Consider the following 14,406-nt stretch of genomic DNA (forward strand, 5'->3'; position numbering starts at 1 on the left):
GTGTCGAAGCTGACCGGATGGTGGAGGAACCGCAGCAGTGCCGGGAAGGTCGAGCTGTACACGCGCTGGTCGTTCCACTTCTTCGTGCTGATAGAGATCACGACGATCGGCCTCGCCGCGCTGGGGTCCATGACCGCCACCAGCTCGGCGCTGCTGCCCTTCGCGCTCTTCCTCGCCGTGTGCGTCCACTCCGTCCTGTGCGGGGTGCTCTCCTCCAGGGCGCTGGACTGGCACGTGGAGCGGCGCGCGCGGCCGACGCGGCTCGCCGTGGCCGCCGTGGCCGTGACCGCCGCGGCGTGCCTGGCGGTGCTCCTCCTGCGCCGGGCCGGACTGACCGGGCCTCCGGAGGTGGCTCCGACGCTGGTCCTGGGCCTGGCCTGCTTCACCTGCGGTTCGGTGGTGCTGTGCATGCGCAGGGTCCGCCACATGCTGCTGACGGCCCCCGCCATGGCGGTGGGCACCGCGCTGGCCATGCTCGCCATGGGCCTGCCTGCCGCGGAGGCCCTCGGGTACGGCGTCGGGATCCTGCTGAGCGGCTGCTTCCTCGTCGCCGCCTGCGGCTTCTCGGCCTGGCTGGTGCGCGCCGTACGGGAACTGGACCGGTCGCGGGAGCTCCAGGCGCAGCTGGCGGTCGCGGAGGAGCGGCTGCGTTTCGGCCGCGACCTGCACGACGTGATGGGGCGCAACCTCGCGGTGATCGCCCTCAAGAGCGAGCTGGCCGTCCAGCTGGCCCGGCGCGAACGCCCGGAGGCCGTGGACCAGATGATCGAGGTGCAGCGGATCGCCCGCGACTCCCAGCGGGAGGTGCGGGACGTCGTGCGCGGCTACCGCGAGGCCGACCTGGCGGTGGAGCTGGAAGGTGCGCGGGGTGTGCTGAGCGCAGCCGGGATCGACTGCCGGGTGGAGTTGCGGGAGCGCCGGCCGCTGCCTCCGGCGGTGCAGTCGGCACTGGGCTGGGTGGTGCGCGAGGCCACCACGAACGTGCTCCGGCACGGGGAGCCGCGGCACTGTGTGATCCGGCTCGCGGCCGTGGACGCCGGGGAGGACCTGGTCCTGGTCGTGGAGAACGACGGGGCGCCCGCGGTGGCCGCGCCGGGCGACGGCAAGCCCGGTTCCGGGCTGGCCGGGTTGCGGGAGCGGCTGGCCGCGCTGGAGGGAACCCTGGAGGCCGGTCCCGCGCCCGGCGGCCGCTTCCGGGTCCGGGCCGAGATCCCCGCGCGGCGGCTGCGCGGGAACACCGAGGAAGAGGAAGAGGAGGTCCGGGTGTGAACCCCGTACGCGTCCTGCTCGCGGACGACGAGCACCTGATCCGCGGGGCGCTGGCCGCCCTGCTCGCGCTGGAGGACGACCTGCTGGTCGTCGCCGAGGCAGCTTCGGGCCCCGAGGCGCTGGCGATGGCCAGGGCCCACCGGCCGGACGTGGCGGTGCTGGACCTCCAGATGCCGGGGGCGGACGGTGTGAGCGTGGCCACATCGCTGCGCACCGAACTCCCCGGCTGCAAGACCATGATCGTGACGAGCCACGGCCGTCCCGGACACCTGAAGCGCGCCCTGGCGGCCGGGGTGCGGGCCTTCGCCCCCAAGACCGTCTCGGCGCAGCGGCTGGCGGAGCTGATCCGGACCGTGCACGCCGGAGGGCGGTACGTGGACCCGGAGTTGGCGGCCGACGCGATCAGCGCGGGGGACTCGCCGCTGACCGCCCGGGAGGCGGAGGTGCTCGAACTCGCGGCGGACGGGGCGCCGGTCGCGGAGATCGCGGAGCGGGCCTCGCTGACGCAGGGGACCGTAAGGAACTACCTGTCCTCGGCGGCGACGAAGCTGGGGGCCGAGAACCGGCACACGGCGGTGCGTCTCGCACGGGAGCGGGGTTGGGTATAGTGGGTACCGCGCTACGGCGCATGCGGACATAGCTCAGTTGGTAGAGCACCACCTTGCCAAGGTGGATGTCGCGCGTTCGAGTCGCGTTGTCCGCTCAGCGCAAGAAGCCCCCCGGCCATCGGCCGGGGGGCTTCTTCGTGTCTCAGGTCCCGGTGGCCGCGGTCCAGGACAGGCCGGTGAGCCGCTCGTACGCCTCGACGTACTTGGCGCGGGTCTGCTCGACGACGTCCTGCGGCAGTGCGGGCGGCGGGAGTTCGCCCTTGGGGTCCCAGCCGGAGGCGGGGGAGGCCAGCCAGTCGCGGACGTACTGCTTGTCGAAGGACGGCTGGCTGTGACCCGGCTCCCACTGGTCGGCGGGCCAGAAGCGCGAGGAGTCCGGGGTCAGCACCTCGTCGGCGGCGACCAGGGTGCCGTCGGCGAAGCCGAACTCGAACTTGGTGTCGGCCAGGATGATCCCGCGCTCGCGGGCGATGTCCCGGGCGCGGCCGTAGACGGCGAGGGTCGCCTGGCGCAGCAGGGCGGCGGTCTCGGCGCCGGTGGTGCGCGCGACCTCCTCGTACGAGACGTTCTCGTCGTGCTCGCCGACGGCGGCCTTGGCGGCCGGGGTGAAGATCGGGGCGGGCAGCTCGGAGCCGTCCACGAGCCCCTCGGGGAGGGCCAGTCCGCAGACCGTACGGGTCTTCTCGTACTCGGCGAGGCCGGAGCCGGTGAGGTAGCCGCGGGCCACGCACTCGACCGGGACCATGTCGAGGTTCCGGCAGATCAGCGTGCGGCCGGCCCAGTCCGCCGGGGCACCGGCGGGCAGTTCGGTGGAGACGACGTGGTTCGGGACCAGTTCGGCCAGCTGGTCGAACCACCAGAGGGACAGCTGGGTGAGGACGCGGCCCTTGTCCGGGATCTCGGTGGGGAGCACCCAGTCGAAGGCGGACATCCGGTCGCTGGCGACCATGACGAGGTGGCCGTCCCCGTCGCGGTAGAGGTCGCGCACCTTGCCGGTGTGGAGGTGGACGAGGCCCGGCACCTGGACCGGCTCGGGCTTTTCGACGAATCCGGACACGGGGTCTCCCTGTGGTTCTGTACGAGCGCACGGCCATTCTCCCGCACCGGGACCCCCCGCACCGCCCGGGGGGTGTCAGTCGCGCTTGCAGATGCGGTCGAGGAGATTGGCCGTGGCCCGCTGGACCCGCTCGTCCACGTGACCCGGCCGGTCGAGCGCCGGGGACCAGGCGAAGGTGCCGGAGGCGAAGACGAGCGCGCCGCTGGGGGCCCGGTAGAGCGAGGTCTCCTGATGGCGCCGGTGGCCCTCGCCGTCGAGGTAGGGGGAGTGCGCCAGCAGGATGCGGTCCCGGTGCTCGGGGAGCTGCGTGCGGGGGAAGTACCGGTCGGCCTCGCCCGCGACCAGGCCGGGCAGTTCGTCGTTCTCGCCGGCTCCGGTGGAGTCCCAGATCCAGTGCGTCGCGTTGCGCACGATGAGGGGCTCGGGCTCGGGGACCCGCCCGGCGTACTGGATGCCGAGGAGCTGCTGCTCGGGGCGGTCGACCTCGCGCCAGAGGCTGGAGCGTCCGGGGCCGCGGCGTTTTCTGCAGGTGAGGAGGCGGTCGTCGGTCCCGGAGGGGGACGGGCCCAGCTCCACCTGCCAGTACATGGTGTTGGCGGAGAGGAAGACGAGCGAGGTGCCGTGCTCGCGGGCGCGTTCGACGGTGCGGCGCATGGGGGCCGACCAGTACTCGTCGTGGCCGGGGAAGACCAGGCCCCGGTAGCGGGTGGGGTCGACGCGGCCGGCGTGCAGGTCGCGGGTGTCGGCGTACGCGAGGTCGTAGCCGTAGCGCTCGGCCCAGCGGATGAAGTCGTACGCGTGGCCGACGTGCAGGGGCAGGCCGGCGCCCGCGTAGGGGCGGTCGAAGGAGACCGTGATGGCGGCGTCCCGCTCGCCGAGCAGCCGGCCGTCCTCGTCCCAGGCGTGGTAGAGGCTGGCGCCGGTGCGGCCGTCCTCCGGGTAGAGGTTGTAGGCCTGCCAGGTGATGTCGGGGAGCAGGAGCAGCAGGTCGGCGGGGTGGTCGTCGCGGACCGTGAAGGGGACGTGGGAGCGGTAGCCGTCGACGGTGGTCAGGACGGCCACGTACGCCCCGACGCTCCAGTAGCTCGGGACCTGCAGGCGCCACGACATCCACCAGTGGTGGCAGGAGACGGTGCGGTCGGCGGTGAGGGGGGCCGGCTGGACGATGCCGGAGAGGCGGGGACTGGTGGTGATCTTGGAGGCGCCGTCGCCGCCGTAGTGGCCGATCCGGTAGACGTCGACGGAGAACTGCTGGGGCGGGTCGACGGTGATGTGGAAGTCGATGGCCTCGCCAGGGGTGACGGCTCCGGTGGAGGCGAACCCCTTGATCTGGCGGTGCACGTCGTCGGCGGTGCGGGGCCCGCCGTTGGTCCGGGCGCGGGGGATCCTGCCGGTGTCGGCGGCCGCGGCGGCCGGGTCCACGTACCAGGGCACGACCTGGCCGGTGTCGTCGAAGTAGAGCTCGCTGCCCCGGAACCAGGGCAGGGGCCCCTGCCCGAAGGGGTCGGTCACCGCGTGCGCGAGCGCACCTGACTCCCAACGCCGGATCTGGTCCGCACCCATGACCGCTCCCCTCCCTCGCTCCCCCGAACGGGCGTTCTCCGAGCCGCTGCGCGGCACTGTTTCCGGTCGCCGTTTCCGGTCACCGGGCAGCGACCGGTCCCAGCACATCACATAACGCACGCACTCCGTCACCGTTCGTCGCGAATTGACGTGAGCGGAACATCTGCGTCCGTTTGCCTGTACGAGCCGCGGCCGACGGCGCGGCCCGTCCGGACGCGGCTCAGACCAGCCGTACCGGCTTCTCCGGGCGGACGCCCAGATCCGCCAGCCAGTCCCGCAGCGGACCCGGGTCACCGTCCTCGACCAGGGACAGCACGCGCGTCGCCAGGTCGGAGCGGCGCGCGCCGCCGACCAGGAGCACCGGTCCGTCGAGCCAGTCCAGCCCGGGTGCGGCGCCGGCCGAGTCGACCGCCGCGCAGCACACCATCGCGGTCACGTGGTCGGCCAGCAGGTCCCTCCCGCTGCGGGGCGGCTGCAGCGGGAACAGCGGTACGGCGTCCGCGCCGCGCGCCTTCCCGGCGCCCTCGGCCGGGCCGGAGGCGCGCTCCTCGCGGGCCAGGTCGCCGCTGAGCCGGCCGGCCAGCGCCTCGCCGGCCCCGCCGTCACCGGCGGGGTCCGTGAGATAGCCGAGCACCCGCTCCAGCGTGGGCCCGGTGAAGGCGTGGTCCGAGGACGCCGCACCGGCGCTTCCCCCGGCGGGGCCAGCGACCCCGGGCGCACCGGCGGAGGTCCTCGGGGCGGAGGTGGCCGGGGCTCCCGCGACCGGCGCCGCGGGGGCCGCCGGGACGGCCGGGGCCGCCGCCTTCGCCGAGGCGGCCGACAGGGCGGGCGTGGCGGTCGCGGGGACCACCGGGACCGGCGCGGGGGCCGGGGCGGCCGGTCCGTCCGTGCGCGCCGGCGCCGCGGTCCGGTCGGCGGAGCCCGCCGGACCCGCCGCGCCGGACGGGACGGCCAGGGCGTCCAGGGCCGTGTGCAGGCGGGCCGCCTCGGTGCGCCACTTGCGGTCCACGACCTCCTCCGGGTACGCCGTCCAGTCCACGGGGGACCAGTCGGGTCCCCCCTCGGCGGGACCGCCGTGGAAGAGGCGCGCGGCCAGCAGGGACGTCGCCTCGTCGATCACCCCGGGCTGGTCCAGCAGGTCGCACGCGGGCCGCTCGCCGAGGCGGGAGGTGAACCCCTCCGCCAGCCGGTCCCGCCGGGACAGCTCGGTCAGCGCGGAGACGACTCCGGCGTCGAGGTGCGCCGGCCAGCGGCCCATCCGCCAGGCGGGCAGCGCGACCCGGGTCAGCAGCCGGTCCCAGCCCGCGTAGGCGAGGCCGACCTGCTCCTGGGCGACGATGCGCAGTCCGTAGTCCACACCCTGTGCACGGTCCGAGGCGGCCGCGGCCACGCCGCGCTCCATCTCGGCCGCGTCGACCCGGCACAGCCGCAGCAGCAGCCTCGCGAACCCGGCGATCCAGCCGAGTCCGGGCCGGCCGCCCACGTCCACGGCGGCGTCCAGCCCGCGCACGAAGCCGCGGGCGTCCGCTATGTCGGGATGGGCGGACGGGCCCGTCCCGGCGACGACCGGGGCGAGGACGGCGCGGAGCTCCGCGACGCGCATCCACCACAGGAACGGAGAGCCGATCACCAGGACCGGTGCCGCACCGGGCGCCGATTCCGGGCCGGCGGACGTACCGCCGCGGCGGTGTGCGGCGTGGGTGCGGTCCTCCAGCCAGCTGTCGCAGTCGGGGGTCAGGGCTATCGCCGAGGGCGCCGGCACGTCCATCCGGTCGGCCAGGTCGCGCACCAGCCGGTAGAGGTCGGGCGCGGCGGTCTCCGACAGCGGGACCGTCGGGGTCACGGCGGGGCTCGCCCGCAGCACCACCGCGGCGAAGACCCCGCCGACGAGCAGGACCAGTACGGCGACGGCGCAGACGGCCAGGGTCACCACGGGCCAGGGGTCACCGGCCAGCCTGCCCGTCATCCGGGCGGTGACCAGCACCACCGCGAGGGCGGCGGGCAGCAGCCCGACGGCCAGGGCCCTGCTGCGTACCCGCAGCACGGCCAAGGCGCGGGAACGCGCGGACGGCACGCCCACTTCCATGATCGAACCGGTTCCGGACACAGCCGGACCTCACCCCCTCTGCCCTGCGGCGGCTTTGCTCACTCCCCCACTGTGACACCCGCCCCTGACATCGCAATGCCGGTGGGCCAAGTGCCGGAATGCTTGCGCCGCACCCTAGTTGGGGCACGCCCGGACGTCAGGCGGTCGGGGTGACGATCACCCGATGGAATGGCTTTGGGTAAAGCTGGGTGCGTTCGAACGCGGCCGGATGCAATCGCCCGGGGACATGCCCGCGGGCCCGGACGCACCTCGTGCGCACCGGGCCCGCGGGTCCACCTCGTCGCGGATCAGCGCCCCGCGGCCGCCGCGGCCGCGATGTCCGTACGGTGCTGGGAACCGTCCAGCCGGATCCGGGCGACGGCCTTGTACGCCTTCTCGCGGGCCTGCGCCAGATCAGAACCGGTCGCCGTCACCGACAGCACGCGGCCGCCCGCGCTGACGACCGCGTCGCCCTCCTGCCGGGTCCCGGCGTGCAGCACGTACGCATCGGGCGCGTCCTGCTCGGCGACCTCCGCGAGGCCCTCGATGGGGTCACCGGTGCGCGGGGTCTCCGGGTAGTTGTGCGAGGCGATGACCACCGTGACGGCGGCGTCGTCGCGCCAGCTGAGCGGGGGCTCGGAGTCCAGGGTGCCGTTGGCGGCGTTCAGCAGCACGCGCGCGAGCGGGGTGCGCAGCCGGGCGAGGACCACCTGGGTCTCGGGGTCGCCGAACCGGGCGTTGAACTCGATGACCCGGGTGCCGCGGCCGGTGATCGCCAGCCCCGCGTAGAGCAGCCCGGAGAACGGGGTGCCGCGGCGGCGCAGCTCGTCGACGGTCGGCTGGAGGACCAGCTCCATGACCTCGTCGACCAGCTTCGGATCGGCCCAGGGCAGGGGGGAGTACGCCCCCATGCCGCCGGTGTTCGGGCCCTCGTCGCCGTCGAGCGCGCGCTTGAAGTCCTGCGCGGGCTGGAGCGGGACCACGGTGACGCCGTCGGTGATGGCGAAGAGGGAGACCTCCGGGCCGTCGAGGTACTCCTCGATGACGACCCGGTCGCAGGCCACGCCGTGGGCGCGGGCGGCGTCCCGGTCCGCGGTGACCACCACGCCCTTGCCCGCGGCGAGGCCGTCGTCCTTGACGACGTACGGGGCGCCGAAGGCGTCGAGCGCCGCGTCCACCTCCTCGGGGGTGGTGCACACGTAGCTGAGCGCCGTCGGGACCCCGGCGGCGGCCATCACGTCCTTGGCGAAGGCCTTGGAGCCCTCCAGTTGCGCCGCCGCCGCGGTCGGGCCGAAGCACGGGATGCCGGCGGCGCGGACGCTGTCGGCGACACCGGCGACGAGGGGCGCCTCCGGGCCGACGACGACGAGGCCGACGCCGAGCTCGGCGGCGAGCCGGGCCACGGCGGTGCCGTTGAGGGCGTCGACCGGGCGCAGTTCCGCCACCTCGGCGATGCCGGCGTTGCCGGGAGCGCAGTAGAGCGCGGAGACGTCGGGGTCGAGGGACAGAGAGCGGCACAGGGCATGTTCGCGGGCGCCGCCGCCGATGACGAGGACCTTCACGCTGCTCAGCCTAGCCGGGACGGCGCGGCCGGATTCGTGCGGCCACCCCAACTCCGGGGTCCTACTCGTTCGTGTATTCCTCCACAACCGTAGCTCCGAGCTCCCGCACGATGAGGTCGTGACCCGTCAGGGCGCTGTCGACCAGGTCGGGATCGTCCTCCTCGGGGACGTCGTCCTCGGGGGCCACGGGCGGCGGCGCCTGGTGCGCCGGGGGCTGCGGGGCGGGGGGCTGCTGCGGGGACTGATGAGGCTGCTGCTGATAGGGGGCCGCGGGGGCCTGCTGGGCCTGGGGCGGGCTGTAGGCGGGCTGCGGGGGCGCGTACGAGGAGGAGACGGCCGGGCCGCCGCCGCCCACCACGGCCTCGATCTTCCAGGTGACCTGGAACTGCTCGGCCAGGACCGCCTTGAGCACCTCTTCGCTGCCGCTGCTCGCGAAGTTGTCGCGGGCTCCGGCGTTGGGGAAGCCGAGCTGCAGGGTGGTGCCGTCGAAGCCGGCGACCTGGGCGTTCTGGCTGAGCAGGATCCAGGTGAAGCGGCGGCGGTTCTTGACCGCGTCCAGGACCGCGGGCCACATGGCCTGGATCTGCCCGGCGCCGGCGGCCATGCCCGGAGAGGGTGCGGAGGCCGCGGGGGCGGACGGGGCCTGCGCGGCCGGCGCCGGTGCCTGGGCCGCGGGCACGCCCTGGCCGGGAGCGGCCGCGCTGGGCCAGGCCCCCGCGGCCGGGGCGGACGGGGCCGGGGCGGACGGTGCGGGGGCGGACGGTGCGGGGGCGGACGGTGCGGCCGCCGCCGGCGCCGCGGCTCCGGGCCAGGCGCCGGGGGCGCCGCCGCCGGGCTGCGCCGCTCCGGGCCAGGCCCCCGGGGCGGGGCCGGCGGGTGCGGGCGCGGCCGGGGCGGCCGCGGGCGGGGCGGCGGGGGCGGCCTGGTGGGACGGCTCCGGGGGCGCGGGGGCTCGTACGGCCGGGGCGGGCGCCGCCTCCGGCTCCGGGGCCCGCGCGGCGGCCCGCGCGGCGGCGGGGCCTCCGCCCGGCCCGGCGGGGGCCATGGCGTGCGCCTCGGGGCCGGGGGCGTACCCCATGGCGGGCTGCGGAACGGCGGCGGCAGCGGCGGCGGCCATCGCCAGGCCGGCCCCGCCGCGCTCCAGCCGGTCGAGCCGGGCCTGGAAGGACCGCTCGTCGTCGAAGGCGGCGGGCAGCAGCACGCGGGCGCAGATCAGCTCCAGCTGGAGCCGCGGCGCGTTGGCGCCGCGCATCTCGGTGAGCCCGGTGTTGACGAGGTCGGCGGCGCGCGACAGCTCGGCGGCGCCGAACACGGACGCCTGGGCCTGCATCCGCTCCACGACATCGGCGGGGGCGTCGATCAGCCCCTTCTCCCCGGCGTCGGGCACGGCGGCCAGGATGACCAGGTCGCGCAGCCGCTCCAGCAGGTCGGCGACGAAGCGGCGCGGGTCGTTCCCGCCCTCCACGACGCGGTCGACGACCTCGAAGGCGGCGGCCCCGTCCCCGGACGCGAAGGCGTCGATGACGGAGTCGAGGAGCGAGGCCTCGGTGTAGCCGAGCAGCGAGGTCGCCATGGCGTACGTCACACCCGTGTCGGTGGCGCCTGCGAGCAGCTGGTCCATCACGGACATCGAGTCGCGCACGGAGCCGGCGCCGGCGCGCACGACGAGCGGCAGCACGCCGTCCTCGACCTTGGCGCCCTCGCGGCCGCAGACCTCGCCCAGGTAGTCCCGCAGGGTGCCGGGCGGAACCAGCCGGAAGGGGTAGTGGTGCGTCCTGGACCGGATGGTCCCGATCACCTTCTCCGGCTCCGTGGTGGCGAAGATGAACTTGAGGTGCTCCGGCGGCTCCTCGACGACCTTCAGCAGGGCGTTGAAGCCCGCCGAGGTGACCATGTGGGCCTCGTCGATGATGTAGATCTTGTAGCGGCTGGAGGCCGGTCCGAAGAAGGCCTTCTCGCGCAGGTCACGGGCGTCGTCCACACCACCGTGCGAAGCGGCGTCGATCTCGATGACGTCGATGGAGCCCCGCCCGTTCCTGGCGAGGTCCTGGCAGGACTGGCACTCCCCGCACGGGGTCGGGGTGGGGCCCTGCTCGCAGTTCAGACAGCGGGCGAGGATGCGCGCGCTGGTCGTCTTTCCACAGCCGCGCGGCCCGCTGAACAGGTACGCGTGGTTGACCCGGTTGTTCCGCAGGGCCTGCATCAGCGGTGCAGTGACATGCTCCTGCCCGATGACCTCGGCGAACGACTCGGGGCGATAGCGGCGGTACAGCGCAAGGGACGACACGTCTACGAGGTTATCCGGGCCCGCCGACAACGGCGGCCCTCGGCCACCGCGGGATCCGCCCCGGGATCCACAGCGGGACCCGCCCCCGGAACGCAAAGCGCCCCCCACGCACCCGCCAGAGCCCACTTACCCTTGCTGCCTTCCGGCCCTGGGGGAATTGGGTGAGATAGCGCCACGTGAGGGGCTGGCCCCACCCTAGCGGATGGAAGGCCCCGGAATCGAGCCGGACTCCGACCGGAACTCCCGCCCGATCGTTCGCGGACGATCACGTTCGCGAGCACCCCTCAACGTCTTGTATTGTTTGCCGCGGAGGATTCGCCTAGTGGCCTAGGGCGCACGCTTGGAAAGCGTGTTGGGGGCAACCCCTCACGAGTTCGAATCTCGTATCCTCCGCCAGTGCCTCACCGGGCACGATGTCGAAGAGCCCCACCGCTTGCGGTGGGGCTCTTCGCGTCGTCCCGTCTCAGTTTCCGTCTCAGTTGGCCTTGACGGAGGACCCGGCGACGATGGCGAGGTCCTCGACCGCGTCGGTGGTGATGGCTGCGGTCAGGTCCTGGCCGCCCTCCAGACGGACCTTGACCGTCGACAGGGCCTCGCCGGAGGTGACGGCGGTGACGGTGCCGGCCGGCTGGTTGCGGATGCTCAGCGTCATGGGTGGTTCGACCTCTTGCCGTGGGGGCTGCGGGGCCCGGGGGCCGCACGGCTCGGGGGAGCCGCGGGACCGACCGTAGGCGGCGTCGCCGCGCCGCGGGCCCGGCCCGTCGCACCCGCGGACGGGAACCACCCGACCGGCTGGCGCCTGCGCGAGCGGCTGGCGCCTGCGCGAGCGGCGGTCCGGGCCCGGCGGGGACCGGGCCCGGCAAGATCCGGGCAGGGCCGGCCGCGAGCCGGGAGCGCCGGCCTACGCGTCCGACAGCCGCGGCATCTCCCCGACGGTCGTCGTCAGGTCGATGACCGCGAAGGCGGCCCCCTGCGGGTCCGCGACCGCGGCGAAGCGCCCGAACGGGCTGTCCATCGGCCCGAAGTACAGCCTCCCGCCGTGCTTCCTCGTCTTGGCGACCGCCTCGTCGCAGTCCGGGACGGCGAAGTAGACCTGGACGTAGGAGGGGATCTCGGGCGGGAAGTCCTCGCCCATGCCCATCCGCCCCAGCACCGCGTGGTCGGGCTCGGAGCCGCCCAGGGTGAACAGCTTGAAGTCCATGTCGCCCGGGTCCGGGTCCTCGCCCGGCTCCATGCGCTGGACCCCGTACGGGAAGACCTTCGGCAGGAACCCGTCCGCCTTCTCCGGTTCCCGGGAGAAGACCTCCGCCCAGGCGTAGGAGCCCGGCTCGCCGGTCTTCTCGAAGCCCTTGTGCTCGCCCGGCTGCCAGACGCCGAACACCGCCCCGCTCGGCTCCTTCGCAAGAAGCATCGTGCCGAACGTGCCGACCTGCATCGGCTCCATCAGCAGCTCGCCGCCGGCCGCCTTCACCTTTTCGGCGGTGGCCGCCGCGTCGGGCGAGGCCAGGTACAGGCACCACTGCGACGGGGCGTCCGCTCCCGGCATCGGCGGGACGACGGCCGCGACGGCCTTGCCGTCCGAGTAGGCCTGCGTGTAGTTGCCGTACTCACTGCTGGACTCGCCGAAGGTCCAGCCCAGCACGTCGGCGTAGAAGGTCTTGGCGGCCTCCACGTCGGTGAACATCGCATCCGCCCAACACGGTGCGCCTTCCGGGAACTCAGCCATGATCGATCGACTCCTGTGTCGTGTGCCCGCGCCCGCCGTACGTTTTCGTGCGTTCTGTCCGTGCCGTACTCACGCTAGGCGCGCGGTGCGGCGACCGCGCGGGGAGCGCGACCCGGGGGCAGGCTGGAGCCATGGAGCACAAGGACACCCCCGTGATCCGGCTGGCCCAGCAGCCGGAGGCCGACGCACTGCTCGGCCGGAGCCCGCTCGCCGCCCTCGTCGGGATGCTGCTCGACCAGCAGGTGCCGATGGAGTGGGCGTTCTCCGGGCCCTGGACGATCGCCCGGCGGCTCGGCGCCGACGACCTGGACGCGCACGCGATCGCCGGCCAGGACCCGGAGGCCTTCGCCGCCCTGCTCTCGGAGAAGCCGGCCGTGCACCGCTATCCGGGGTCGATGGCCACCCGCGTCCAGCAGCTGTGCGCCTACCTGGTGGAGCACTACGGAGGGGACGCCGAAGCCGTATGGGCCGACGCCGGGACGGGCGCGGAGCTGCTGAAGCGGCTCAAGGAGCTGCCCGGCTTCGGCGAGCAGAAGGCCCAGATCTTCCTCGCCCTGCTGGGCAAGCGGTTCGGGGTGCGCCCGAAGGGCTGGCGGGAGGCCGCGGGCGGGTACGGGCCGGACGGCGTCTACCGGTCGGCGGCCGACATCACGGGACCGGAGTCGCTGGCCAAGGTGCGCGCCCACAAGCAGGAGATGAAGGCCGCGGCCAAGAAGGCCAAGGCGGAGACGGCGGCGAGGGCTGACAAGACGGCGAGGGCTGACGGGACGGAGAAGGCTTGACCGGCGGCCGAGGCTGCAAGCCCGACGGAATTGACCGGCCTGGCAGCCCTCCGATTGACCCCTGTGGCCGGTCTATCAGGTCCGTAGATTGAGGGCATGACAGAGACCGCGGTCCGCGCCGCCACCGCCGAAGCCGTCCAGGACGCCCCGGGCAGCGTCATCACGCTGCTGACGGACACCGCAGAGCTCACCTGCAACACGGCCACCTTCGACGAGGGCGCGGCCGGCGCCCCGGTGCACTTCCACACCAGGGCGACCGAGTTCTTCCACGTCACCGCCGGGCGGCTCGACGTGCTCGTCGGCGACGAGATCCACACCCTCGGCGCCGGCGACTTCATCGTGGTCCCGCCCGGCGTCACGCACGCCTTCGCGCCCGCCGCGGGCCACGCGGCCTCGGTGTTCGTCGGATTCACGCCCGGCATGGGCCGCTTCGACTACTACCGGCTCCTCGGCCGGGTCCATGCGGGCGAGGCCACCGTGCAGGACATCAAGGACAGTTCACCGACGTACGACAACCACTACGCGCAGAGCCCGGTCTGGAGCGGCCGCCGCCGCAGCGCGGCCCCGTAGACCTCGTCCGCGTCCAGGCGGCGCAGCTCCTCCGCCATCAGCTCGGCGCCGCCGCGGATCTTCAGGGCCACCTTGCGGTCCGGGCTCCCCGGCAGGGCCAGGGTCGCCAGCACGCCCCCGGGCCGGTCCACGCTGATCTCGCCGGCCCCGGTCTCCAGCACCACCCGGGTGATCACCGGGCCCTCGCTCGCCACGCGGGCGGCGGGCACCCCGAGCCGGTCCTCCAGCCACCGCGCCAGCAGCTCGGAGCTGGGATTGTCGGGCTCGCTCTCCACCCGTGCGCCGGTCACCCGCAACGGCTTCTGGTCCAGCGCGGCGGCCAGCAGGGCCCGCCACGGCGTCAGCCGGGTCCAGGCCAGGTCGGTGTCCCCGGGCTGGTACGCCGCGGCGCGCACGTCCAGTTCGGCGACCGGGTCGGCCGCGGCCTGGGCGTCGGTGATCCGGCGCTGCGCGAGGACCCCGAGGGAGTCCCGGGCCGGGTCGGCGGGGGCGTCGGCCGGCCACCAGGCCACCACGGGCGCGTCCGGCAGGAGCAGGGGGAGCACCACCGAACCGGCCTGACCGGTCAGCTCGCCGTGCAGGCGCAGCATCACGATCTCGCCCGTTCCGGCGTCCGCCCCGACCTTCAGCTCGGCGTCCAGCCGGGTCGCGCGGAGCTTGTGGGGCCCCCGGGAGGTCCGTTTGATCACCGCGATGATGCGGCACGGGTGCTCGTGCGAGGCCTCCGAGGCCGCCCGCACGGCGTCGTAGGCGTTCTCCTCGTCGGTGACGACGACGAGCGTCAGCACCAGCCCCATGGTGGGGCTGCCTATCGCCCTGCGGGCTTCGAGCAGCGCCCGGTTGACCTTGCTGGACGTGGTGTCGGTGAGTTCGGTCCGCATGGACCGAGTCTGTCA

The 14,406-nt window shown here is 74.3% G+C and carries 11 protein-coding genes, 2 tRNA genes, 1 other RNA gene and 1 pseudogene; 6 read left to right on the forward strand and 9 right to left on the reverse strand.

The features are described from left to right. The 3 genes from ACFWW8_RS08000 to ACFWW8_RS08010 all read left to right on the forward strand — a co-directional run bounded on the left by ACFWW8_RS08000 (position 1) and on the right by ACFWW8_RS08010 (position 1,972). Positions 1-1,269: a sensor histidine kinase gene (locus ACFWW8_RS08000; RefSeq protein WP_386525198.1), complete on the forward strand. Its 1,269-nt coding sequence runs from the start codon at positions 1-3 to the stop codon at positions 1,267-1,269. Beyond that, positions 1,266-1,877, forward strand: a complete 612-nt coding sequence (locus ACFWW8_RS08005; protein ID WP_383923840.1) for a response regulator — start codon at positions 1,266-1,268, stop codon at positions 1,875-1,877. Before ACFWW8_RS08000 ends, ACFWW8_RS08005 begins: the two co-directional genes overlap by 4 nt. A gap of 22 nt (positions 1,878-1,899) precedes the next feature. Then, positions 1,900-1,972: transfer RNA gene (locus ACFWW8_RS08010), tRNA-Gly, on the forward strand. A gap of 47 nt (positions 1,973-2,019) precedes the next feature. On the opposite strand, the gene ACFWW8_RS08015 is transcribed toward ACFWW8_RS08010, so the two are convergent. From ACFWW8_RS08015 to ffs, 6 genes are all read right to left on the reverse strand, one after another. After that, positions 2,020-2,934: a phosphoribosylaminoimidazolesuccinocarboxamide synthase gene (locus ACFWW8_RS08015; RefSeq protein ID WP_386525201.1), complete on the reverse strand. Its 915-nt coding sequence runs from the start codon at positions 2,932-2,934 to the stop codon at positions 2,020-2,022. Positions 2,935-3,009: 75 nt separating this feature from the next. Further along, on the reverse strand, positions 3,010-4,497 hold the full coding sequence (locus tag ACFWW8_RS08020; RefSeq protein ID WP_386525204.1) for a N,N-dimethylformamidase beta subunit family domain-containing protein: 1,488 nt from the start codon (positions 4,495-4,497) through the stop codon (positions 3,010-3,012). Between the two features lie 220 nt (positions 4,498-4,717). Next, a complete protein-coding gene (locus tag ACFWW8_RS08025; RefSeq protein WP_386525746.1) occupies positions 4,718-6,583 on the reverse strand; it encodes a hypothetical protein in 1,866 nt (621 codons plus the stop codon). A gap of 308 nt (positions 6,584-6,891) precedes the next feature. After that, a complete protein-coding gene (gene purD / locus ACFWW8_RS08030) occupies positions 6,892-8,145 on the reverse strand; it encodes a phosphoribosylamine--glycine ligase (RefSeq protein WP_386525206.1) in 1,254 nt (417 codons plus the stop codon). 61 nt (positions 8,146-8,206) lie between these two features. Next, positions 8,207-10,432 carry a DNA polymerase III subunit gamma and tau gene (locus ACFWW8_RS08035; protein ID WP_386525208.1) on the reverse strand — a complete coding sequence of 742 codons (2,226 nt, stop codon included), beginning with the start codon at positions 10,430-10,432 and terminating at the stop codon, positions 8,207-8,209. Positions 10,433-10,522: 90 nt separating this feature from the next. Beyond that, an RNA gene (gene ffs, locus ACFWW8_RS08040) (signal recognition particle sRNA small type) lies at positions 10,523-10,621 on the reverse strand. Positions 10,622-10,740: 119 nt separating this feature from the next. Between ffs and ACFWW8_RS08045 the strand changes: the two genes are divergently transcribed. Continuing rightward, positions 10,741-10,828: transfer RNA gene (locus ACFWW8_RS08045), tRNA-Ser, on the forward strand. 85 nt (positions 10,829-10,913) lie between these two features. Here the strand turns inward: ACFWW8_RS08045 and ACFWW8_RS08050 are convergent. Together ACFWW8_RS08050 and ACFWW8_RS08055 are read right to left on the reverse strand one after the other, a co-directional pair. Next, positions 10,914-11,084 (reverse strand): annotated as a pseudogene (locus tag ACFWW8_RS08050) (molybdopterin-binding protein); the annotation flags it as partial. A gap of 249 nt (positions 11,085-11,333) precedes the next feature. Next, the gene (locus tag ACFWW8_RS08055) at positions 11,334-12,158 is read right to left on the reverse strand and encodes a VOC family protein (RefSeq protein WP_386525211.1); all 825 of its coding nucleotides are present in this window, start codon (positions 12,156-12,158) and stop codon (positions 11,334-11,336) included. 131 nt (positions 12,159-12,289) lie between these two features. On the opposite strand from ACFWW8_RS08055, the gene ACFWW8_RS08060 reads away from it, so the two are divergent. Both ACFWW8_RS08060 and ACFWW8_RS08065 read left to right on the forward strand, forming a co-directional pair. Beyond that, positions 12,290-12,940, forward strand: coding sequence for an HhH-GPD-type base excision DNA repair protein (locus ACFWW8_RS08060; RefSeq protein WP_386525213.1), 651 nt, complete (start codon positions 12,290-12,292; stop codon positions 12,938-12,940). Between the two features lie 96 nt (positions 12,941-13,036). Then, a complete protein-coding gene (locus ACFWW8_RS08065; protein ID WP_386525215.1) occupies positions 13,037-13,510 on the forward strand; it encodes a cupin domain-containing protein in 474 nt (157 codons plus the stop codon). Here the strand turns inward: ACFWW8_RS08065 and opcA are convergent. After that, positions 13,459-14,391 (reverse strand): glucose-6-phosphate dehydrogenase assembly protein OpcA, encoded by a 933-nt coding sequence (gene opcA, locus ACFWW8_RS08070; protein WP_386525217.1) that lies wholly within the window; start codon positions 14,389-14,391, stop codon positions 13,459-13,461. The two genes, ACFWW8_RS08065 and opcA, sit on opposite strands and share 52 nt — an antisense overlap. Positions 14,392-14,406 lie beyond the last annotated feature (15 nt).

The organism is Streptomyces sp. NPDC058701 (assembly GCF_042715295.1).
Lineage (GTDB): Bacteria > Actinomycetota > Actinomycetes > Streptomycetales > Streptomycetaceae > Streptomyces.

Coding starts and splice junctions, on each gene's coding strand:
- ACFWW8_RS08020 (WP_386525204.1), bottom strand. CDS start 4,497: ATGGGTGCGGACCAGATCCGGCGTTGGGAGTCAGGTGCGCTCGCGCAC.
- ACFWW8_RS08025 (WP_386525746.1), bottom strand. CDS start 6,583: ATGGAAGTGGGCGTGCCGTCCGCGCGTTCCCGCGCCTTGGCCGTGCTG.
- ACFWW8_RS08055 (WP_386525211.1), bottom strand. CDS start 12,158: ATGGCTGAGTTCCCGGAAGGCGCACCGTGTTGGGCGGATGCGATGTTC.
- ACFWW8_RS08060 (WP_386525213.1), top strand. CDS start 12,290: ATGGAGCACAAGGACACCCCCGTGATCCGGCTGGCCCAGCAGCCGGAG.
- ACFWW8_RS08065 (WP_386525215.1), top strand. CDS start 13,037: ATGACAGAGACCGCGGTCCGCGCCGCCACCGCCGAAGCCGTCCAGGAC.
- opcA (WP_386525217.1), bottom strand. CDS start 14,391: ATGCGGACCGAACTCACCGACACCACGTCCAGCAAGGTCAACCGGGCG.